The 22,274-nt window shown below is 62.4% G+C and carries 16 protein-coding genes, 1 tRNA gene and 2 pseudogenes; 2 read left to right on the top strand and 17 right to left on the bottom strand.

Annotation, left to right across the window (positions count from 1 at the left end):
- The 4 genes and pseudogenes from LB535_RS28615 to rpsL form a co-directional block, all read right to left on the bottom strand.
- Window positions 1-77 (bottom strand): annotated as a pseudogene (locus tag LB535_RS28615) (elongation factor Tu); the annotation flags it as partial.
- Window positions 78-142: 65 nt separating this feature from the next.
- Window positions 143-2,233, bottom strand: a complete 2,091-nt coding sequence (fusA, locus tag LB535_RS28610) for an elongation factor G (protein ID WP_095765517.1) — start codon at window positions 2,231-2,233, stop codon at window positions 143-145.
- 29 nt (window positions 2,234-2,262) lie between these two features.
- Window positions 2,263-2,733 carry a 30S ribosomal protein S7 gene (rpsG, locus tag LB535_RS28605; RefSeq protein ID WP_027170372.1) on the bottom strand — a complete coding sequence of 157 codons (471 nt, stop codon included), beginning with the start codon at window positions 2,731-2,733 and terminating at the stop codon, window positions 2,263-2,265.
- A gap of 9 nt (window positions 2,734-2,742) precedes the next feature.
- Window positions 2,743-3,114 carry a 30S ribosomal protein S12 gene (gene rpsL / locus LB535_RS28600; RefSeq protein ID WP_006202128.1) on the bottom strand — a complete coding sequence of 124 codons (372 nt, stop codon included), beginning with the start codon at window positions 3,112-3,114 and terminating at the stop codon, window positions 2,743-2,745.
- A gap of 463 nt (window positions 3,115-3,577) precedes the next feature.
- On the opposite strand from rpsL, the gene LB535_RS28595 reads away from it, so the two are divergent.
- Together LB535_RS28595 and LB535_RS28590 are read left to right on the top strand one after the other, a co-directional pair.
- Complete coding sequence (locus LB535_RS28595; protein ID WP_095765518.1) at window positions 3,578-3,859, top strand: transcriptional regulator; 282 nt, start codon at window positions 3,578-3,580, stop codon at window positions 3,857-3,859.
- Window positions 3,860-3,943: 84 nt separating this feature from the next.
- Complete coding sequence (locus tag LB535_RS28590; RefSeq protein ID WP_224634556.1) at window positions 3,944-4,873, top strand: Gfo/Idh/MocA family protein; 930 nt, start codon at window positions 3,944-3,946, stop codon at window positions 4,871-4,873.
- Between the two features lie 7 nt (window positions 4,874-4,880).
- On the opposite strand, the gene LB535_RS28585 is transcribed toward LB535_RS28590, so the two are convergent.
- The 13 genes and pseudogenes from LB535_RS28585 to tuf form a co-directional block, all read right to left on the bottom strand.
- On the bottom strand, window positions 4,881-5,546 hold the full coding sequence (locus tag LB535_RS28585; RefSeq protein ID WP_224634555.1) for an O-methyltransferase: 666 nt from the start codon (window positions 5,544-5,546) through the stop codon (window positions 4,881-4,883).
- Window positions 5,547-5,631: 85 nt separating this feature from the next.
- The gene (gene rpoC / locus LB535_RS28580) at window positions 5,632-9,828 is read right to left on the bottom strand and encodes a DNA-directed RNA polymerase subunit beta' (protein WP_224634554.1); all 4,197 of its coding nucleotides are present in this window, start codon (window positions 9,826-9,828) and stop codon (window positions 5,632-5,634) included.
- Window positions 9,829-10,014: 186 nt separating this feature from the next.
- Entirely contained in the window at window positions 10,015-14,151 is a 4,137-nt protein-coding gene (gene rpoB, locus LB535_RS28575; protein WP_095765521.1) for a DNA-directed RNA polymerase subunit beta, read from the bottom strand.
- A gap of 282 nt (window positions 14,152-14,433) precedes the next feature.
- On the bottom strand, window positions 14,434-14,814 hold the full coding sequence (rplL, locus tag LB535_RS28570; RefSeq protein ID WP_224634553.1) for a 50S ribosomal protein L7/L12: 381 nt from the start codon (window positions 14,812-14,814) through the stop codon (window positions 14,434-14,436).
- 54 nt (window positions 14,815-14,868) lie between these two features.
- Window positions 14,869-15,387, bottom strand: a complete 519-nt coding sequence (gene rplJ / locus LB535_RS28565) for a 50S ribosomal protein L10 (protein WP_095765522.1) — start codon at window positions 15,385-15,387, stop codon at window positions 14,869-14,871.
- A 408-nt stretch (window positions 15,388-15,795) separates the two neighbouring features.
- Window positions 15,796-16,494 carry a 50S ribosomal protein L1 gene (gene rplA / locus LB535_RS28560; RefSeq protein ID WP_224634552.1) on the bottom strand — a complete coding sequence of 233 codons (699 nt, stop codon included), beginning with the start codon at window positions 16,492-16,494 and terminating at the stop codon, window positions 15,796-15,798.
- A gap of 4 nt (window positions 16,495-16,498) precedes the next feature.
- The gene (gene rplK / locus LB535_RS28555; RefSeq protein ID WP_095765524.1) at window positions 16,499-16,927 is read right to left on the bottom strand and encodes a 50S ribosomal protein L11; all 429 of its coding nucleotides are present in this window, start codon (window positions 16,925-16,927) and stop codon (window positions 16,499-16,501) included.
- A 190-nt stretch (window positions 16,928-17,117) separates the two neighbouring features.
- The gene (gene nusG, locus LB535_RS28550) at window positions 17,118-17,645 is read right to left on the bottom strand and encodes a transcription termination/antitermination protein NusG (protein WP_140545994.1); all 528 of its coding nucleotides are present in this window, start codon (window positions 17,643-17,645) and stop codon (window positions 17,118-17,120) included.
- A gap of 27 nt (window positions 17,646-17,672) precedes the next feature.
- Window positions 17,673-17,876 (bottom strand): preprotein translocase subunit SecE, encoded by a 204-nt coding sequence (secE, locus tag LB535_RS28545; protein WP_095765634.1) that lies wholly within the window; start codon window positions 17,874-17,876, stop codon window positions 17,673-17,675.
- Between the two features lie 495 nt (window positions 17,877-18,371).
- The gene (locus tag LB535_RS28540; RefSeq protein WP_224634551.1) at window positions 18,372-19,103 is read right to left on the bottom strand and encodes a cysteine hydrolase family protein; all 732 of its coding nucleotides are present in this window, start codon (window positions 19,101-19,103) and stop codon (window positions 18,372-18,374) included.
- 305 nt (window positions 19,104-19,408) lie between these two features.
- A tRNA-Trp gene (locus tag LB535_RS28535) sits at window positions 19,409-19,484 on the bottom strand.
- A 146-nt stretch (window positions 19,485-19,630) separates the two neighbouring features.
- The gene (locus LB535_RS28530) at window positions 19,631-20,116 is read right to left on the bottom strand and encodes a group II truncated hemoglobin (protein ID WP_224634550.1); all 486 of its coding nucleotides are present in this window, start codon (window positions 20,114-20,116) and stop codon (window positions 19,631-19,633) included.
- Between the two features lie 2,017 nt (window positions 20,117-22,133).
- Window positions 22,134-22,274 (bottom strand): annotated as a pseudogene (gene tuf, locus LB535_RS28520) (elongation factor Tu); the annotation flags it as partial.

The raw sequence follows: 22,274 nt of genomic DNA, 5'->3' as shown, positions 1-22,274 counted from the left end.
GTCTTGCCATGATCGACGTGACCGATCGTGCCAATGTTCACATGCGGCTTGGTGCGCTCGAATTTACCTTTTGCCATGTGATCTCTCCAATCCTGCTTGCCCGTGCGGGCCTTGAATTAAGGTCTCGTGCAACCCGCTCGAGTTACGCGTATTTCTTCTGAACTTCTTGGGCGACCGCGGTCGGAACCGGCTCGTAGTGGTCGAACTGCATCGTGTACTGGGCGCGGCCCTGCGACATCGAACGCAGATTGTCGACGTATTTGAACATGTTGGCCAAAGGCACCATCGCATTGATGACGACCGCAACGCCGCGCGCTTCCTGACCCTGGATCTGGCCACGACGGCCGTTGAGATCGCCGATGACGCCGCCGACGTAATCTTCCGGCGTCACGACCTCGACCTTCATGATCGGCTCCAGAAGCTGCACGCCGAGGCGCGGAGCGGCTTCCTTGAAGCAGGCGCGGGAGGCGATTTCGAACGCCAACACCGAGGAGTCGACGTCGTGGAAGGCGCCATCGACCAACGTGGCCTTGACACCGATCATCGGGAAGCCGGCGAACGGGCCGGAACCCATGACGCTGTTGATGCCCTTCTCGACGCCCGGAATGTATTCTTTCGGAACCGCACCGCCGACGATCTTGGACTCGAACACGAACTCTTCGCTCTCGGTGTTCGGCTCGAAGATGATCTTGACGCGGGCGAACTGGCCGGTACCGCCGGTCTGCTTCTTGTGCGTGTAGTCCTGCTCGTGCGTGCGGGTGATCGTCTCGCGATAGGCCACCTGCGGGGCGCCGACATTGGCTTCGACCTTGAACTCGCGGCGCATGCGGTCGACGATGATGTCGAGATGCAGCTCGCCCATGCCGGCGATGATGGTCTGGCCGCTTTCCTCGTCGGTCTTGACGCGGAAGGACGGATCCTCAGCCGCCAGGCGATGCAGCGCGAGGCCCATCTTTTCCTGGTCGTTTTTGGTCTTCGGCTCGATGGCGATCTGGATGACCGGATCGGGGAATTCCATGCGCTCCAGGATGACCGGATGCAGCGGATCGCAGAGCGTGTCGCCGGTGGTCGTGTCCTTGAGGCCAGCCAGGGCGACGATGTCGCCGGCATAGGCTTCCTCGATGTCGGCGCGCGAGTTCGCATGCATCTGCAGCATGCGGCCGATGCGCTCCTTCTTGCCCTTCACCGTGTTGTCGAGCGAGGTGCCCTTGGTGAGCTTGCCCGAATAGATGCGGGCAAAGGTCAGCGAGCCGACGAACGGGTCGTTCATGATCTTGAACGCCAGCATCGACAGCGGCTCGTTGTCATCGGCATGACGCTCGATCTCGGCGTCGGTCTTGGCATCGACGCCCTTGATGGCCGGCACGTCGATCGGCGACGGCAGGTATTCCACAACGGCGTCGAGCAGCGGCTGCACGCCCTTGTTCTTGAAGGCCGAACCGCAGAACATCGGGAAGAACTTGACCGCGATGGTGCCCTTGCGGATCAGCGCGCGGATCTCATCATTCGACGGCATCTTGCCTTCGAGGTAATTCTCGAGCGCGGTCTCGTCCATCTCGACGGCGGCTTCGATCATCTTCTCGCGGTACTGCTCAGCCTTGTCCTTGAGGTCGGCCGGGATCTCGACGACGTCCCAGGCAGCGCCAAGAGTCTCGTCACGCCAGACGAGCGCGTTCATCTCGACGAGATCGACGACGCCCTTGAACTCGGTCTCAGCGCCGATCGGCAGCTGCATGACGACTGCCTGCGCTCCGAGGCGCGAACCGATCATTTCCTCGGAGCGGTAGAAGTCGGCGCCGATCTTGTCCATCTTGTTGCAGAAGATCATGCGCGGCACGTGGTACTTGTCGGCCTGGCGCCACACGGTCTCGGTCTGCGGCTCCACGCCGGCGTTGGCGTCGAGCAGCGCGATGGCACCGTCGAGCACGCGCAGCGAACGCTCGACTTCGATGGTGAAGTCGACGTGTCCGGGGGTGTCGATGATGTTGAAGCGGCGCATCTTGCCGTCGCGACCCTTCCAGAAGGTCGTGGTCGCGGCCGAAGTGATGGTGATGCCGCGCTCCTGCTCCTGCTCCATCCAATCCATGGTGGCAGCGCCGTCATGGACTTCGCCGATCTTGTGCGACTTGCCCGTATAATAGAGGACGCGCTCGGTCGTCGTCGTCTTGCCGGCGTCGATATGCGCCATGATACCGAAATTGCGGTAGTCTTCGATCTTGTATTCGCGGGCCATGGGAGGTGCCTCTCAGTCTCGTTCGCGCTTTACCAGCGGTAGTGCGCGAAGGCGCGGTTGGCTTCCGCCATCTTGTGGGTGTCTTCACGCTTCTTGACGGCCGTGCCGCGGTTGTTGGCCGCGTCCATCAGCTCGCCCGAGAGGCGGTCGACCATGGTGGTCTCGTTGCGGTTGCGCGCGGCGGCGATCAGCCAGCGGATGGCCAACGCCTGACGACGCTCGGGGCGCACATCGACCGGAACCTGATAGGTGGCGCCGCCGACACGACGCGAGCGCACTTCCACATGCGGCGCGACATTGTCCAGCGCCTGATGGAAGACGGTGACCGGCTCCTGCTTGGTCTTGGCCTGGACCTGGTCCAGCGCGCCGTAGACGATGGTCTCGGCAACCGACTTCTTGCCGTCATACATGACGGCGTTCATGAACTTGGTGACGATCAGATCGCCGAACTTGGGGTCCGGATTGATCTCACGCTTTTCTGCACTGTGACGACGGGACATGGGAAACCCTTACTTCGGACGCTTGGCGCCGTATTTCGAACGACGCTGCTTGCGGTTCTTCACACCCTGCGTGTCGAGCACGCCGCGGATGATGTGGTAGCGGACGCCCGGCAGATCCTTGACGCGACCGCCGCGGATCATGACCACCGAGTGTTCCTGCAGGTTGTGACCTTCGCCGGGGATGTAGCCGATCACTTCAAAACCGTTGGTCAGGCGAATCTTGGCCACCTTGCGCAGCGCCGAGTTCGGCTTCTTCGGCGTCGTGGTGTAGACGCGCGTGCAGACGCCCCGCTTCTGCGGGTTCTGCTGCATGGCCGGGACCTTGTTGCGCTTCACCGGCGCCAGGCGCGGCTTGCGGATCAGCTGGTTGACGGTAGGCATTAAACCCTCTTGTCTCTCAATTCCGTGTCTGCCCTGTCACGGGGCCGCTCAAAGCGTCATTTCCATACGCAAATTCGGGCAACACACCGCGTCTCGCGGTCCTGCCCGAACAAATTGCAGAGGAAGCGGAAGCCGCTTCATGCGCGCCGGAAATGTCTTTTCGCTCGTAAAACGAACCCTGTTTGAGGCAAACTCCAAAGCGTGTCGCTTCGGACAGGAGAGCCTCACATCGGTTCTGACGTCGCGGCTTCTACTCGCAACCCCAGGGTCCGTCAACCCCGGCGGGGCAAATATTGCGCTCAATCCGGGGCTGGGCAGCCATGCGGAAAACGCATGTAATTTTCTTGCGTCTTTTTTCAAGAGCGAGGAAGAAAGTGACCGGCTTTGCGCTGTCCTGTGGCCCGGCTTCGTGCCAAAAGGCGGCTTGCATCGGACAATCTCGGGGAAAACGAGGAATCAGCCCGTGAACGACAATGAAGAACGGCCGGTCACGATCATCACCGGACGGGTCTGGAAGAAGAAAGGCGGCAAGCCGGAAGGCGTTCATGTGATGCTTGTGGCGCCCGACGATGATTCTGCCGTGCGCCGCGCGCTCGAATCGCTTGCCGCCGAAGGTTACGCCGAGGCCGAGCTCGACCAGATCGGCGACATGGAGGGCGAGCCCGACGACGAGCCGCATCTGTCGGCCTATCAGGGCGCACTGGAGGGCGAGGTTTCGATCGTCACCTTTGAAGAGCCTATCTGAAAAGCGCGGCCAGCGTCATATTTGCCAGACTTGCCGGACAAACCTGCCCTGCCTAGACACACCCTTTCATTCCTTGGAGTTCCCATGACCAGCAATCCCATCAAGCTCGGCATCGTCGGCGTGGGAAAGATCGTCCGCGACCAGCACCTGCCGGCGGTCGCCAAGGACGGCAACTATCAACTGACAGCGGCGGCCAGCCGCCACGGCAAGGTGGACGGCATTGCGAACTATCCCAGCATCGAAGCGATGCTTGCGGCCGAACCCGGCCTAGAGGCGGTCTCACTCTGCATGCCGCCTCAGTTCCGTTACGACGCGGCGCGCACCGCGCTGGAAGCAAGGAAGCACGCGTTCCTCGAAAAGCCGCCGGGCGCCACGGTCAGCGAGGTCGAGCACCTCAAGACGCTTGCCGATAGGAACGGCGTCTCGCTCTTTGCCAGCTGGCATTCGCGCTACGCGCCGGCGGTGGAGGCCGCGCGCGCTTTCCTTGCCTCGGCCAGACTGACTTCGGCGGCCATCAACTGGAAGGAAGACGTGCGGCGCTGGCATCCGAACCAGGAATGGATCTGGGAGCCGGGCGGCTTCGGCGTGTTCGATCCCGGCATCAACGCGCTGTCGATCGCCACACACATCTTGCCTGCGATGTTCATCACCTCGGCCGTGCTCGATTTTCCCGAGAACCGCGCAGCACCGGTCGCGGCGCATGTCGCCTTCCGCACGTCGACCGGCTTGCCGGTGACGTTGGAACTCGACTGGCTGCAGACCGGCCCGCAAAGCTGGGACATCGTCGCCGAGACCGACAAGGGCAGAATGGTGCTGTCCGGCGGCGGCGCTAAGCTCGCCGTCGACGGGCGCATGATCCATGACGAGCCGGAAGCCGAATACCCGATGCTTTACAAGCGCTTCGCCGAGATTGTTCGCGCAGGAACGTCCGATGTCGACCTCGCGCCGCTGCAGCACGTCGCCGATGCGTTCATGCTGGGCAAGCGCAACGTGGTCGAGGCGTTCTTCGACTGAGGCGTCCTCATTCTACGATCGCGATGGTAAACCCGTCATAGCCCTTGGCGCCGACGGTCTGGATAGCGGTGCCGTCCAGCCGCTTCTCGCCGCCGATGAACGAAAAAGCGGCGCGAGCGCCTTCGACATTGGCGTCGCCGCTGTTCTTTTTCACGACCGCGCCGTCGCGGATGACGTTGTCGCAGACGATGACCGTGCCTGAGCGAGAGAGTTTCACCGCCCAGTCGAGATAATTCGGGTTGTTCGGCTTGTCGGCATCGATGAAGATCAAGTCGAACGGACCGGCATTTTCGGCTGCCAGCGCGGCAAGCGATTGCAGCGCTGGACCGACCCGCAGGTCGACCTTGTCGGAAACTCCTGCCCGCTCGAAGTTCGAACGCGCGACCTTAGCGTGGTGCGGATCGAGCTCCAGCGTCACCACCTTGCCGTCCGCCGGCAATCCCCTTGCCATCCAGATGGTCGAGTAGCCGCCTAGCGTGCCGACCTCCAGCACCTTCTTGGCGCCGCGAATACGCACCAGCAGCGATAACAGTTTTCCCTGCGCGGCCGAGACGTCGATCGCCGGCAGGCCGTGGTCGCGGTTGGCCGCCAGCGTGGCATCGAGCACGGGGTCCGCTTCGAAAAGAGAGGAGACGATGTAGTCGTCGACAGTGGTCCAGGTTTTGCGGCTCATAGCTCTTCGCTCTTCCTCGTTGGTGTAACTAATACGAAAAAAGGGGCCACGTGGGCCCCTTTTTTTGTCTCTCATTTCATCGCGCTTACTGCGCGGCGTTGACCATGTCGGTCAGCATCGGCTCGGCGACCTCGACACCGGAGGCCTTGCGGCGCTCGTCGATGATGAGCTCGTCGCGCGAGGTGGCGATGCGCCTTATCTGGCTCATCGTGCCGCCCGTGCCGGCCGGGATCAGACGGCCGACGATGACATTTTCCTTCAGGCCCTGCAGCATGTCGGTCTTGCCGGCAACCGCAGCCTCGGTGAGCACCCTGGTCGTCTCCTGGAAGGAGGCGGCCGAGATGAAGGACGGCGTCTGCAGCGAGGCCTTGGTGATGCCAAGCAGCACCGGCTGACCTTCGGCCGGCTTCTTGCCGTCCTCGATCAGGCGCTCGTTGACCTCCTCCAGTTCGATCACATCGACGTGGTCGCCCGGGATGTAGGTCGAATCGCCCTGCGCGGTGATCTCGACCTTCTGCAGCATCTGGCGAACGATCACCTCGATGTGCTTGTCGTTGATCGACACGCCCTGCAGACGGTAGACCTCCTGGATCTCGTTGACGAGGTAGGAGGCAAGCGCCTCCACGCCCTTGATCGCCAGAATGTCGTGCGGCGCCGGATTGCCGTCGAGGATGTAGTCGCCCTTCTCGATGACGTCGCCGTCCTGGAGATGGAACGGCTTGCCCTTCGGGATCAGGTACTCCACCGGCTCGAGCGTCGAGTCATGCGGCTCGATGATGATGCGACGCTTGTTCTTGTAGTCGCGGCCGAAGCGGATCGTGCCATCGATCTCGGCGATGATGGCGTGATCCTTCGGACGGCGAGCCTCGAACAGTTCCGCAACGCGCGGCAGACCACCGGTGATGTCCTTGGTCTTGGCGCTTTCCATCGGGATACGCGCCAGCACGTCGCCAGGCTTCACATGTGCGCCCGGCTCGACCGAGAGGATGGCCTCGACCGAGAGCAGGAAGCGTGCATCGCCGCCCTTCGACAGCTTGCCGACCTTGCCCTTGGCGTCCTGGATGGCGATCGCGGGCTTCAGGTCGTTGCCGCGCGGCGTCGAACGCCAGTCGATGACCTCGCGCTTGGTGATGCCTGTCGACTCGTCGGCCGTTTCCTGCACGGAGATGCCGTCGACCAGATCCTCGAACGCCACCCTGCCCTCGATTTCGGTGAGGATCGGGCGGGTATAGGGATCCCACTCGGCGATACGCTGGCCGCGCTTCACCTTGTCGCCATCGTCCACGAAAATACGCGAACCATAGGCGACGCGATGCGTGGCGCGCTCCTTACCGGTCTCATCGAGGATGAGCACCGCCATGTTGCGGCCCATGACCATCTGCTGGCCTTCCGAGTTGCGGACCACGTTGCGGTTGCGGATCTGCACCTTGCCCTCATAGGAGGCTTCAAGGAACGAGGAATCCACCACCTGCGCCGTGCCGCCCATGTGGAAGGTACGCATGGTGAGCTGGGTGCCCGGCTCGCCGATCGACTGCGCCGCGATGACGCCGACGGCCTCGCCCTGGTTGACGGGGGTACCGCGGGCCAGGTCGCGACCGTAGCAGACCGCGCACACACCGGTCCTGACCTCGCAGGTCAGCGCCGAACGGATGCGGACCGACTGCACGCCGGCCTTCTCGATCTGCTCCACATCGCGCTCGTCCATCAACGTTCCGGCCTTGACCAGCAGGTCGCCGGTGACCGGATGATTGATGTCGTCGAGCGAAGTGCGGCCCAGCACGCGCTGGCCGACCGAGGCAACGATCTGACCGGCATCGACGATCGGCTGCATGGTGAGGCCCTTGTCGGTGCCGCAATCCACGGAGTTGACGATGCAGTCCTGCGCCACGTCGACCAGGCGGCGGGTGAGGTAACCCGAGTTCGCCGTCTTCAAGGCGGTGTCGGCCAGACCCTTGCGGGCGCCGTGGGTCGAGTTGAAATACTCGAGCACGGTGAGGCCTTCCTTGAAGTTCGAGATGATCGGCGTCTCGATGATTTCACCCGAGGGCTTGGCCATCAGGCCACGCATGCCGGCGAGCTGACGCATCTGGGTGGGCGAACCGCGCGCACCCGAATGCGACATCATGTAGATCGAGTTCATCGGCTTCTGACGGCCGTTGTCCTCGAACTCCACCGCCTTGATGCGCGCCATCATCTCGTCGGCGACCTTTTCCGAGCACTTGGCCCAGGCGTCGACGACCTTGTTGTACTTCTCGCCCTGCGTGATCAGGCCGTCATTGTACTGCTGCTCGTATTCCTTGGCCAAAGCCTCAGTGTCGGAAACGAGCTTCAGCTTGGTGTCCGGGATCAGCATGTCGTCCTTGCCGAACGAAATGCCGGCACGGCAGGCGTGCGCAAAACCGAGCGCCATGATGCGGTCGCAGAAGATGACCGTCTCCTTCTGACCGCAGTGGCGGTAGACGGTGTCGATCATCTTGGAGATGTTCTTCTTGGTCATCTCCTGGTTGGCGGTCTCATAGGGCACGTTGACGTTCTTCGGCAGAAGCTCGCCGATGATCATGCGGCCAGGCGTGGTGTCGTAGATCTTCGACACGACGTTGCCTTCCGCGTCGACGCTGCGGAAGCGGCCCTTGATCTTGGCGTGCAGCGTCACGGCCTTGGTCTCCAGCGCATGCTGGAGCTCGCCCATGTCGGCAAACATCATGCCTTCGCCAGGCTCGTTCTGGTTGACGATCGAGAGATAGTAGAGACCGAGAACCATGTCCTGCGACGGCACGATGATCGGCGCGCCGGAGGCCGGGTGCAGGATGTTGTTGGTCGACATCATTAGCACGCGGGCTTCAAGCTGCGCTTCCAGGGACAGCGGCACGTGGACCGCCATCTGGTCGCCGTCGAAGTCGGCATTGAAGGCGGTGCAGACCAGCGGATGCAGCTGGATCGCCTTGCCTTCGATCAAGATCGGCTCGAACGCCTGGATGCCGAGGCGGTGCAGCGTCGGCGCCCGGTTCAAGAGCACCGGATGCTCGCGGATGACCTCGTCGAGGATATCCCAAACCTCCGGACGCTCCTTCTCGACCAGCTTCTTCGCCTGCTTGACGGTCGAGGAGAAACCCTTGGCGTCGAGGCGGGCGTAGATGAAGGGCTTGAAGAGCTCCAGCGCCATCTTCTTCGGCAGGCCGCACTGATGCAGCTTGAGCTCCGGACCGGTCACGATGACCGAGCGGCCGGAATAGTCGACGCGCTTGCCGAGCAGGTTCTGGCGGAACCGGCCCTGCTTGCCCTTCAGCATGTCGGACAGCGACTTCAGCGGACGCTTGTTGGCGCCGGTGATGACGCGGCCGCGACGGCCGTTGTCGAACAGCGCATCGACGGCTTCCTGCAGCATGCGCTTTTCGTTACGCACGATGATGCCGGGCGCGCGCAGCTCGATCAGCCGCTTCAGGCGGTTGTTGCGGTTGATGACGCGGCGGTAGAGGTCGTTGAGGTCCGACGTGGCGAAGCGGCCGCCGTCCAGCGGGACAAGCGGGCGCAGGTCCGGCGGGATCACCGGAACCACCTTCATGATCATCCATTCCGGACGGTTGCCGGATTCCATGAAGTTCTCGACGACCTTGAGCCGCTTCAGGTATTTCTTCTGCTTGAGCTCGGACGTGGTCGAGGCCAGCTCCGAACGCAGGTCGCCGGCAATCTTCTCCAGGTCCATGCCGGCCAGAAGGTCATGAATGGCCTCAGCGCCGATCATGGCGGTGAAAGAGTCCTCGCCGTACTCGTCGACGGCAATCATGTACTCTTCCTCGCTGAGGAGCTGGTTCTCCTTCAGCGCGGTGAGACCCGGCTCGGTGACGATGTAGTTCTCGAAGTAGAGCACGCGCTCGATGTCCTTGAGCGTCATGTCGAGCAGCGTGCCGATGCGCGAAGGCAGCGACTTCAGGAACCAGATATGGGCGACGGGCGCGGCGAGCTCGATATGGCCCATGCGCTCGCGGCGAACGCGCGACAGCGTGACTTCGACGCCGCACTTTTCGCAGATGACGCCCTTGTACTTCATGCGCTTGTACTTGCCGCACAGGCACTCATAGTCCTTGATCGGACCAAAAATGCGCGCGCAGAACAGGCCGTCACGCTCCGGCTTGAAGGTGCGGTAGTTGATGGTCTCCGGCTTCTTGATCTCGCCGAACGACCAGGACAGAATCTTCTCTGGGCTGGCAAGCGAGATCCGGATGGAATCGAACACCTGCGCAGGCGCCTGCGGGTTGAAGAGATTCATGACCTCTTGGTTCATGCCGTTCTCCTTTTCGGGGTCCTCGATAACCCCTTGCATCGATCGCGGACGAAATGTCCGCAGACTGGCCGGTCGAACCGGCCGAAGACTTCTTGGTTGAGCATGGTCTCGGCCGAAAACCGGTGACCGCTTCTCGGGATCATGCTCAGGGCGCGCCGCGCTTATGACGCGGCGCGCGCCGGTGCCTTATTCGGCCGCGTCGGGCAGACGCGTCGGGGTCTCTTCGACCTGGGTGTTCTCCAGCTCCACATTGAGGCCGAGCGAGCGCATTTCCTTGACGAGAACGTTGAAGCTCTCGGGGATGCCCGCCTCGAACGTGTCGTCGCCGCGCACGATCGCCTCGTAGACCTTGGTGCGGCCGGCGACGTCGTCCGACTTCACCGTCAGCATTTCCTGCAGCGTGTAGGCCGCGCCGTAGGCTTCGAGCGCCCAGACCTCCATTTCGCCGAAGCGCTGGCCGCCGAACTGCGCCTTGCCGCCCAGCGGCTGCTGGGTGACGAGCGAGTACGGACCGATCGAACGCGCGTGGATCTTGTCGTCCACCAGGTGATGCAGCTTGAGCATATAGATATAGCCCATCGTCACCTTGCGATCGAACGGCTCGCCAGTGCGGCCGTCATAGAGCTGCGACTGACCGCTGGTGTGCAGGCCAGCCTGCTCCAGCATGGTGTTGATGTCGGCCTCATGCGCGCCGTCGAACACCGGTGTCGCGATCGAAACGCCGCGGCGCATCTGCTCGCTCAGGCGAACGATGCTCTCGTCGTCATACTCGCGGATCGGCTCGTTGCGGTCGTTGGCCGGCATGAAGCTTTCCAGCGTCTTGCGCAGCGGCTTGATGTCGCCGCCACCCTTGTACGCGTCGATCAGCTCGCCGATCTTCCTGCCCATGCCGGCGCAGGCCCAGCCCAGATGCGTTTCCAGGATCTGGCCGACATTCATGCGGCTCGGCACACCCAGCGGGTTGAGCACGATATCGGCATGCGTGCCGTCCTCGAGGAAAGGCATGTCCTCGACCGGAACGATGCGCGACACGACACCCTTGTTGCCGTGACGACCGGCCATCTTGTCGCCCGGCTGCATCTTGCGCTTCACCGCCACAAAGACCTTGACCATCTTCATGACGCCCGGAGGCATTTCGTCGCCGCGCTGCACCTTCTCGACCTTGTCCATGAAGCGCTGCTCGAGCGCCTTCTTGGACTCGTCGTACTGGCCGCGCAGAGCCTCGAGCTCGCCCTGGAGCTTCTCGTTCTCCACGGCGAACTGCCACCACTGCGAACGCGGATACTCGTCGAGCGTGTCCTTCGACAGCTTCGAGCCCTTCTTGAAGCCCTTCGGTCCGGCGATCGCCTCCTTGCCGACCAGCACGTCGGAAAGACGCGCATAGACGTTGCGGTCGAGGATCGCCTGTTCGTCGTCGCGGTCCTTGGCCAGACGCTCGATCTCCTCGCGCTCGATCGCCATCGCGCGCTCGTCCTTCTCCACGCCGTGGCGGTTGAAGACGCGCACTTCGACGACCGTGCCGAAGGTGCCCGGAGGCATGCGCATGGAGGTGTCGCGAACGTCCGAGGCCTTTTCACCGAAGATGGCGCGCAGGAGCTTTTCTTCCGGCGTCATCGGGCTTTCGCCCTTCGGCGTGATCTTGCCGACCAGGATGTCGCCCGGCTGCACTTCGGCACCGATATAGACGATGCCGGCCTCGTCGAGGTTCTTCAGCGCCTCTTCCGAAACGTTCGGAATGTCGCGCGTGATTTCCTCCGGCCCGAGCTTGGTGTCGCGCGCCATGACCTCGAACTCCTCGATGTGGATCGAGGTGAAGACGTCGTCGGCCACGATGCGCTCGGAGAGCAGGATCGAGTCCTCGTAGTTGTAGCCGTTCCACGGCATGAACGCGACCAGCACGTTGCGGCCGAGCGCCAGATCGCCGAGCTCGGTCGACGGACCGTCGGCAATGATGTCGCCCTTGTTGACGCGGTCGCCCATGCGCACCAGCGGACGCTGGTTGATGCAGGTGTTCTGGTTCGAACGCTGGAACTTCATCAGCCGGTAGATATCGACGCCGGACTTGCCGGGATCGAGATCTTCCGTGGCGCGGATGACGATACGGGTGGCGTCCACCTGGTCGACCACGCCGCCGCGGCGGGCGCCGATGGCAGCGCCCGAGTCACGGGCGACGACCGGCTCCATGCCGGTGCCGACGAACGGCGCTTCGGCGCGCACCAGCGGCACGGCCTGACGCTGCATGTTCGAGCCCATCAGCGCGCGGTTGGCGTCGTCGTTCTCGAGGAACGGGATGAGCGCCGCAGCGACGGACACCATCTGCTTCGGCGAGACGTCCATCAGGTCGACGTTCTCGCGCGGCGCCATCATCACTTCGCCGGCATTACGGCAAATCACGAACTCGTCGACAAAACTGCCGTTCTTGTCGAGCTCGGCGTTGGCCTGCGCGACATAGTGCTTGGCCTCTTCCATCGCCGACAGGTAGACAACCTCGTTGGTCAGCTTGCCGCCCACGATCTTGCGGTACGGGCTTTCGATGAAGCCGTACTTGTTGACGCGCGCGAAAGTGGCCAAAGAGTTGATCAGACCGATATTCGGGCCTTCCGGCGTCTCGATCGGGCAGATGCGGCCGTAATGCGTCGGATGCACGTCGCGCACCTCGAAGCCGGCGCGCTCGCGGGTCAGACCGCCCGGTCCAAGCGCCGACAGGCGACGCTTGTGGGTGATCTCCGAGAGCGGGTTGGTCTGGTCCATGAACTGCGACAGCTGCGAGGAACCGAAGAACTCGCGCACGGCGGCGGCCGCCGGCTTGGCGTTGATCAGGTCCTGCGGCATGACCGTGTCGATCTCGATCGAGGACATGCGTTCCTTGATCGCGCGCTCCATGCGCAGCAGGCCGACGCGGTACTGGTTCTCCATCAACTCGCCGACCGAACGCACGCGGCGGTTGCCGAGATTGTCGATGTCGTCGATCTCGCCCTTGCCGTCACGCAGCTCGACAAGCGTCTTGACCACGGCCAGGATGTCTTCCTTGCGCAGGACGCGCACGGTGTCCTCAGCCTTGAGCTCGAGGCGCATGTTCATCTTGACGCGGCCTACGGCCGACAGATCGTAGCGCTCGCTGTCGAAGAACAGCGAGTTGAACATGGCTTCGGCGGTCTCGAGCGTCGGCGGCTCGCCCGGGCGCATGACACGGTAGATGTCGAACAGCGCGTCCTGGCGGCTCTCGTTCTTGTCGACGTTGAGCGTGTTTCGGATGTAGGCGCCGACATTGACGTGGTCGATGTCCAGGATCTGGATCTCGTCCTCGCCGGTGCTGAGCAGCACCTTCAGCGTCTTGTCGTCGATCTCGTCGCCGGCTTCGAGGAAGATCTCGCCGGTGCCGTAGTTGACGATGTCCTCGGCAAGGTAGTTGCCAAGCAGGTCCTCGTCGGTCGCCTTGATGGCCTTGAGACCCTTCTCGCCGAGCTGACGTGCCTGGCGGGCGGTGATCTTCTTGCCTTGCTCGACCACGATCTCGCCGGTGTCGGCGTCGACCAGGTCGCCGACGGCCTTGAGGCCGCGGAAACGCTCGACGTTGAACGGAATGCGCCAGTGGTCGCCGGCGCGCTTGTAGGTGATCTTGTTGTAGAAGGTCGACAGGATCTCCTCGCCGTCCATGCCGAGCGCCATCAGCAGCGACGTCACCGGAATCTTGCGGCGGCGGTCGATGCGGGCGTGCACGACATCCTTGGAGTCGAACTCGATGTCGAGCCACGAACCGCGATAGGGAATGACACGCGCGGCAAACAGAAGCTTGCCCGACGAGTGCGACTTGCCCTTGTCATGGTCGAAGAAGACGCCCGGCGAACGGTGCATCTGCGAGACGATGACGCGCTCGGTGCCGTTGACGATGAAGGTGCCGTTCGACGTCATGAGCGGCATGTCGCCCATGTAGACGTCCTGCTCCTTGATGTCCTTGATCGACTTGGCGCCGGTATCCTCGTCGATATCGAACACGATGAGGCGCAGCGTCACCTTCAGCGGCGCCGCATAGGTCAGGTCGCGCTGACGGCACTCGTCAACGTCGAATTTCGGTGCCTCGAACTCGTACTTCACGAACTCCAGCATCGAGGAGCCGGAAAAGTCGGAGATCGGGAAGACCGACTTGAAAACGGCCTGCAGTCCTTCGTCCGGACGGCCGCCCTTGGGCTCGTCCACCATCAGGAACTGGTCATAGGATGCCTTCTGGACCTCAATGAGGTTCGGCATCTCCGCAACTTCCGGGATCTTTCCGAAGAACTTGCGTACGCGTCTGCGGCCATTGAAAGTCTGGGTCTGGGCCATCGTCGCTCCTTAGCTATAAACTCGGGACGAACCTCGCCGCGGCTCGCCTTGCACCAACGGGCTGCCTCGGCGGCTGCCCCTATCTGTTTTTCCGGCCGCCCCTGCCAATTTCTTGGGCCAATCGCTTGGCGGCTACCGGCTAAAACGGGAGAAAACCCGTTTCCGGAAGGCCGCTTTTCGGCCCTCAGGAAAGAGGTTTTCAAACGCCTCGCGTGACAGAACCCTCCCTCAGTCCAAGGGAGGGGCGGACGGCGCGAGACCGTCCGCCCTCGCCTAACAGGCTTACTTCAGCTCGACCTTGGCGCCAGCTGCTTCCAGCTGAGCCTTGAACTTGTCGGCGTCGGCCTTGGAAACGCCTTCCTTGACCGGCTTCGGAGCCGCTTCGACCAGGTCCTTGGCTTCCTTGAGGCCAAGGCCGGTGATGGCGCGGACTTCCTTGATGACGTTGATCTTCTGGGCGCCGGCATCGGAGAGAACGACGTCGAATTCCGTCTTCTCTTCAGCCGGAGCAGCGGCAGCGGCACCAGCGCCGCCGGCAGCGGCAACCGCCACCGGAGCGGCGGCCGAAACGCCCCACTTCTCTTCCAGGAGCTTCGACAGCTCGGCCGCCTCGAGGACGGTCAGCTTCGAAAGGTCGTCTACGATCTTTGCAAGATCAGCCATTTTTGTATTCCTTCACTAGGTTCGAACGTGTGTTGTTGACAGCGAGGAACGGCCTCATGCCGCCTCGTCCTTCCGGGCGTAAGCGCCGATGACACGCGCGACCGAAGCCGCGGGCGCATTGACGATCTGGGCGATCCGGGTAGCCGGCGTGGCGATCATGCCAACCAGCTTGGCGCGCAGCTCGTCGAGCGACGGTAGTGTGGCGAGTGCCTTCACACCGTCGGCGTCGAGCGAGGTCGCACCCATCGCGCCACCGAGAATGATCAACTTGTCATTCCCCTTGGCGAAATCGGACGCGACCTTCGGCGCCGCAATCGGATCCTCCGAATAAGCGACCAGCGTCTGTCCCTTGAACAGATCGATGATCGATGCGGAGTCCGTGCCCTGAAGAGCGATCTTGGCGAGACGGTTCTTCGCGACTTTGACGGTGCCACCGGCGGCGCGCATCTTCGACCGAAGGTCGTTCATTTGCGCGACGGTGATACCGGCGTAGTGGGCCACGACGACTGAACCAGCGCTTGAAAACGCATCATTCAGGCCCGTGACGAGTTCGCGTTTTTCCGCTCTGTCCACTGCCTATCTCCAGTTGACCCCTGCCCCATTTGACGAGGTCAGGCGTCGGTTGCCTTTTGCCGGCCGGGCCATCCAGTAACGGATCTCCCGAACGACGCTCGAGGATCCTGCCCCCTTTCGCCACACCAGCCGGCACGCCGGATAGTGCGCAGACAAAAGGCAAACACGGTTCGAACCTTTCATTGGAGCTTGGCTCCTTTGTCGGGTCTTCACCCGTCTCATGCAGGCCCAAATCGAATTAAGGCTTTTGGGCCGCCTGCAATCTCGGACAGGATATCCGGAAACCTTTCGGCTTCCGGGATACCGGGCCGCCGACGGATCGGCGGTCCGGAATTCTTTCTTGCTGGAGCATGTTCCCGCTTTTCAGGATCATGCCCTAGCGATCGGCCTTACCCGATCGGCCGACACTTACGACGCGGCGAGCGTCGCGATGTCGAGCTTGAGGCCGGGGCCCATCGTCGAGGTGACCGACACCTTCTTGACGTAGTTGCCCTTGGCGCCCGCGGGCTTGGCCTTGGTCACCGCGTCGGCGAAGGCGCGGACATTTTCTTCCAGCGCCTTGACGTCGAACGAGACCTTGCCGACGCCGGCCTGGACGATGCCGGCCTTCTCGACGCGGAACTCGACGGCGCCGCCTTTCGAAGCCTTGACGGCCGCGGCCACATCGGTGGTCACAGTGCCGACCTTCGGGTTCGGCATCATGCCGCGCGGGCCGAGAACCTTACCCAGACGACCGACCAGCGGCATCATGTCCGGCGTGGCGATGCAGCGATCGAAATCGATCGTGCCCTTCTGGACGATGTCGACAAGGTCCTCGGCGCCGACGATATCGGCGCCGGCGGCCTTGGCTTCCTCGGCTTTGTCGCCACGCGCAAACACGGCGACACGCACCGAGCGGCCGGTGCCGTTCGGCAGGTTGACCACGCCGCGGACCATCTGGTCGGCATGGCGCGGATCGACGCCGAGGTTCATCGAGATCTCGACGGTCTCGTCGAACTTCACCGCGGACCGGTCCTTAAGCAGCTGCAGCGCCTCGGAGAGGGCGTAAGCCTTGTTCGGATCGATGCCTTCGCGGCTCTTGGCAACACGCTTTGCAATCTTTGCCATGATCTTAGCCCACCACTTCCAGGCCCATCGAGCGGGCGGAGCCCTCGACCATGCGCATGGCCGCCTCGACGTCGTTTGCGTTCAGGTCCTTCATCTTCTGCTCGGCAATCGCGCGCACCTTGTCGCGGCTGATCGTGCCGGCCTTGACCTTGCCCGGCTCCTTGGAGCCCGACTTCAGGTTGGCGGCCTTCTTCAGGAAGTAGCTCACCGGCGGCGTCTTCATGACGAAGGTGAACGACTTGTCCTGGTAGTAGGTGATGACGACCGGGATCGGCGATCCCTTCTCGAGCTCCTGGGTCTGCGCGTTGAACGCCTTGCAGAATTCCATGATGTTGATGCCGCGCTGACCAAGCGCCGGGCCGATCGGGGGCGACGGCGTGGCCGAGCCCGCGGCAACCTGGAGCTTGAGCTGGCCTGCAACTTTTTTAGCCATCTCTATTCCTGCCTTTTCTCATGCCGGCCCCGTTACCCGGGAAACGCGGCGGTTGCAGTCTGGTGGTGCGGTTCCGACGGCCGGCTATGCCGCCTTCGCCTCCCACCCGTTCATGCGGCGTCTGTTCACGCCGCCACCCGACGCCTTACGGCGCGGTATCCCGACGCCCTTTCGGGCGCGGGTATGCGGATCAGCCCTTTTCGACCTGCCCGAACTCCAGATCGACGGGCACGGCGCGCCCGAAGATCGAAACTTCCACCTTGAGGCGAGCCCGCTCCTCATCCACCTCCTGGACGACGCCGTTGAACGACGCGAAAGGACCGTCCGAAACGCGAATAGCCTCGCCGATCTCGAAGGTGACCGAAGGCTTCGGCCGCTCGACGCCTTCCTGGACCTGGTTCAGGATGCGCTGCGCCTCGGTCTCGGTGATCGGCACGGGCTTGGAGTCGCCCAGGAAGCCGGTGACCTTCGGCGTGTTCTTGACCAGCGAGAACACGGCGTCGGTCAGATTGGCCTTCAAGAGCACATAGCCCGGGAAGAACTTACGCTCGGCATCGACCTTGCGGCCGCGACGGATCTCGACGACCTTCTCGGTCGGGACCACGATCTGCTCAATATCCCCGGACAAGCCCTTCTGCTTGGCCTTGTTCTCGATGTCCTCGGCGACCTTCTTCTCGAAGTTCGAATAGGCGTGGACGATATACCACCGCGCAGTCATTTCACGACCTCTCCGTAATCCGCCGAATTAATGCCCGAGACCCAGGATCCACTCGATCGCATAGCCCATCAGAATATCGGCAGCGAAGAAGAACAGCATCGCGATCACCGCGAATATCAGGACCATCACGGTCGAGATCATGGTTTCGCGCCGCGAAGGCCATGTCACCTTGGCCGTCTCCGCGCGAACCTGCTGGAGAAAGGTGAAGGGATTAGTGGTTTTCGAAGCCATGCGCCGCCTGTTTTCGAGACCCGTTGGCCGGGCCTCCTGGATGATCCCGCTGACCGGGACGTGCCGCCTGGGCTCCATGCGGCGCGAATCAGCGCTGCTATTTCACCCACGCAAATCAGACGCGTAAAGCCGGCTTCCCAGCTCCACGCGTCGCGTGTCTGTCTTGTCTACATAAAACCGATTCTTAATCCACGCAAGTGGCAAGGGTCCGCTTTATGTCTCAACGCCGCCTCGGAACCATCCAGTCGTCCCGTCCCGGCTATACGGGGCTTATGCCCCAATTCCCGCCATATGGCAAGCCGTCCGCCGATTTTCAACGCCGGAGCGGCCGCTGCGGAGCCTTGAAGGCCTCGACATATGACGATTTCAGAGATTAAGCTTAGATCCAGGAGCGAGGAACCGGTCCGTCGGCTGGAGATCTTGACAGGTTCGGGGTCGACGACGTGGCTACCGGAAGAGAAGGCGCGGATCGTGGCGATACGCCGCCTCGCCAGCTCATTCGGCCAGTTCAAGACGTCCCTGAACCCGCTCCTCGATCGCCTTCAGGAAATCGTCGGACGTCGATGTCCATCCAAAGAGTATCTGCACGAGCGTGATCGAGGCTTCATGATTGCTCCTTGATGCGTCCCAGGCGATGGGCTCGCTGGTGCAATCCGTCAGCAGTATGCAGTGGTAGTCCCTAAAGAAGGCATCCCGAATTGTCGATTCCACGCACACGCTGGTCGTGCATCCTGTCACGATGAGGTGTTTGATACCTGCGGTTTTCAGAACAGAATCGAGTTCGGTCTCGTAGAAACCGCTGAACCGCGTTTTGTAGACGACCACATCCCCTGCCTCTGGCTTGAGGTCGTTAACAATATCCGTTCCCCAGGTGTCGCGGATCAGAATCCGGCTCTCGCTGCCATCCGGGGCCATCATGCTCTCACCGACCCCAAAGATCTGGAGATGTCGGAGACGATTGGGGGCGTCCGATGTTCCGAGGTCCGAGAGGTCGGAACAATACCCCATCTTCAGATAGATAACCGGCACTCTCAAACCGCGAGCGGCAGCTATTACTCTGGCCGTAGGGCCGACAGCCCGTTGAATCCCGGAGATATCGATTCCGGCTCTGTCGAACATTCCACCTTGCGAGCCGAAGTCATTCTGCATGTCCACGACGAGAACTGCGGCGTTAGCAAGATCAATCGAAATAGGTTGAGGCTTCGCGTCGATGACCAGGGGATGCATTTTGTCCTCCCACCAGAACGAGGTGTCGCTCTTTGCGCCCTTGGCTATCAAGACCCGCCACCTATGTTGCGTCAAGAAAGGGGAGAGTTACATCCCTGCTTGGCGGCGTAAGAACGGCGGTTGCAGTCAAGCACTAAGGACGAAACCGTACATCGTTGGTCTTAAGGCGCAACGATTTTGCCACTCACAGGCCCGCGACGGGGGCCGGCAGGTAGATGACCTCAAGGGCCGGCAGACGCGCGGAAGAAATAGGCTGATTTCGGACATCGAGAGGGCGTTGCCAGATGCCTGCCCTCTTGAAGGAATGGCACGGGCAGCAGGGCTCGAACCTACGACCTGCGGTTTTGGAGACCGCCGCTCTACCAACTGAGCTATGCCCGTGCATGCGCTTGTTCGGCGCAGGCGCTTCCTAAAAGCTTCCGTGCGCTCTGTAAAGAGCACTCTGCAGTGGTTTTGAAACCCTTTGCCGGAAATCTGGATTCCATTACCGCCGGCGACCGATCGCGCTCGCCAAACAACCCCCGCGCCTACGACTTGCCGGCCGGCGGCTTGTAAGGCCCGCCCGGCACGCCCCAGCCCCAGGCGGGCATCGGCTCGGTCTCGGGATCGCAGGTCTCGCCCAGATTCGAGTTCATCTTCGCCAGCCGCGATCCCCACTCGACATAACCCATGAAGGCCGAGCGGAACTCGGGGTCATCGGGCAGGCCGACCTCATCCGCCGCATCGGCAAGGAGACTGATCCAGCGGCGGCGCTGCTCCTCGGTCAGATGCTTGCCGAGATGATGCATCACCATCTCGCGATGGCCGCCATGCTTCTCGCTGTAGGTTTTCGGGCCGCCGAAGACCTCGCCGATGAAGGCGGCGACATGCGCCGGGTGATCCGGCGACATCATCCTGAACACCGGACCGACGACCGGATCCGCCGCCACCTTGTCATAAAAGGTTCGTGTCAGCCGGTTCAGCGCCTCGCTGCTGCCGGCCCATTCGTACAAAGTCGGGATGTCCTCGCTCATCGCCGCTCCTTCCTGTGCATACAGCAAGATAGCGGCAGCGCCCTGCCCCGCTCAACCTGCCTCGATGGCCAGTGCGCAGCTAGAGCATGATCCCGAACCGAAGGTCAGCGAATGCAAAAAGTGGAAACCTGTTTTCGGAGAAGATCATGCTCCAACAAAGAGTTAGATCAGGATGGCGATTCAGCGAAACGTCATCCTGATCTACAGCTTCGCCGGCGCCTTCGCCTCGGCATCGGCGGACGGAAGAACCCGGCAATTGTCCGGCCTGGGTGCGGATCTGCAAATGGTGGCGCCCGTCAGCGCGTCCACTGATTGCGGTCCGGTCGTCAGCCCGAATGCCTTCAGTTCGTCCCGGCTGAGTTCCCTGTGCTTTGCATATTCGGCCGACTGCATGGCGGCGAAAAAGCCCGAGCCGACCGCCATCTCGTCGAGATAGGCCCTGACCTTGTCTTCCATGCCCATGGAATGCACGAGGAAGTGCGCACCGGCGCCAACGAGGCGCCGGACGCCGCCGGCGACCATAACCGCGCAGGCGGCGTCGCATTCGGCGCCGGCATCCATGGTGAGCCCGGCATGGAGACCGTCGGCCGCGACGCACCCCACGGCGCCCGGATCGCAGTCGAGAAAATCCGTTCGCGCGACCGCGATATCCAAGCCGTGCTCGCGGATCAGCCTGCCCGCGGCGAGCGCAGCCTGCGCATCTCCACCCGGCGAGTTGATTACGACCGGCAACCGGCGCTCACGGATCGTATCGAGCAGTTGGCGCAGCTTGTCGGCCGTATCTGCAGCGATCGTGCCTTCCGCCGAAATCCATTCCGGACAATCGGGATTGCAGAGCGGGTTGCTGCCGCGAACAAGAACGAAACGCATCTGCTGTTCGTGGGCTTGCGGTGTCGGCGGCGGCGCCGGCGCTGTATAAGAAGGTCCGGCCTCTACTGCCGCGACCGCGACGGGCGCGCCGTTCGCGGGAATCTCGCGACAATTCGCCGGTGCCGGATGGCGCTGGCAAATGGTTCTCTCGGTCAGCAGATCGAGCGAATCGAGGCTGGTCACGAGCTTCATCTCCAGCATGTCATCGGGCTCGATCTGCCTGATGTCGCTGGCAGGTGTGGCCTTCATCACGCCCAGCACGCCCTGCTCGACGCCCATCTCCTTCAAATAGGCCGACAGCCGCTTCTCGATCGCCTTGCTCATCTCATAGGTCTTGTAGCTGCCGGCATTCTTGCGGCTGACGATCTTGGTGCCGATGATCTTCTTCTTGCCGTTCACAACCCGGTAGGTGGTGCGGTAGAGCAGTTTTTCGCGCTGGTAGGTGGTGGTGATCTGATGGACGCCGAGATAGGCCCATTCGCCGACGACACGGTGGATGCCGCCGGCAAACATCAGCGGACAGGCCGAATTGCACATCGCACCGCTGTCGTAAGCGACGCCGGAATAGGGCTGACCCCTGCCGTCATTGTCCCGGCAATTTTTCGTCCCCGGCGAGCAGCCGGAAAATTCCGTGATGCCGACCGCGATATCGAGCTTGTTCTTGCGGACCATGCGGCCAAGCTGGAGCGCGGCATCGACGTTGCCGCCGGGAGAATTGACGACGATGGGCAATTGCCGCCCGCCGAGCGTCTTCAGCAGGCGTTTCAGTAGCGCCGGCGTGCCGGCCTCGATCGTGCCTTCGGCAGAAATCCATTCCGGGCAGTTCGGCTCGCAGCCCGGCGCGCTGCTGCGCACGACGACGAAACGCATCGCCGGACCGTAGTCCTGAGGTGTCTCCTTCGCGGCGGCGTTGAGGGTGGCCAGCCCTGCGGCAGCGGCCAATCCCAGCCGAAGCAGCTCGCGCCAACACCGCATGGTCTTTGAACGGAATGTTGAAACCACGTCTGGCAAGCCCCTCGGCGCAACCCATACTAGTTGCGGCGACGATGGTTGCAACAGAATTGAACAGGGCCTGGCAGCACTGCTTCAAACAAAAGGGCGGCCCGAAGACCGCCCTTTCCTGCCGAACCGGCAAAAGCCGGACCGATTACTCCTTGATGGTGACGACGATGCCGGCACCGACGGTGCGGCCGCCTTCACGGATGGCGAATCGCAGCTTCTCTTCCATCGCGATCGGCACGATCAGCTCGACGTCGACGGTGATGTTGTCGCCGGGCATCACCATCTC

Source organism: Mesorhizobium sp. CA10 (genome assembly GCF_020165285.1).
Lineage (GTDB): Bacteria > Pseudomonadota > Alphaproteobacteria > Rhizobiales > Rhizobiaceae > Mesorhizobium.
This window is presented reverse-complemented; position numbering and strand designations above follow the sequence as displayed.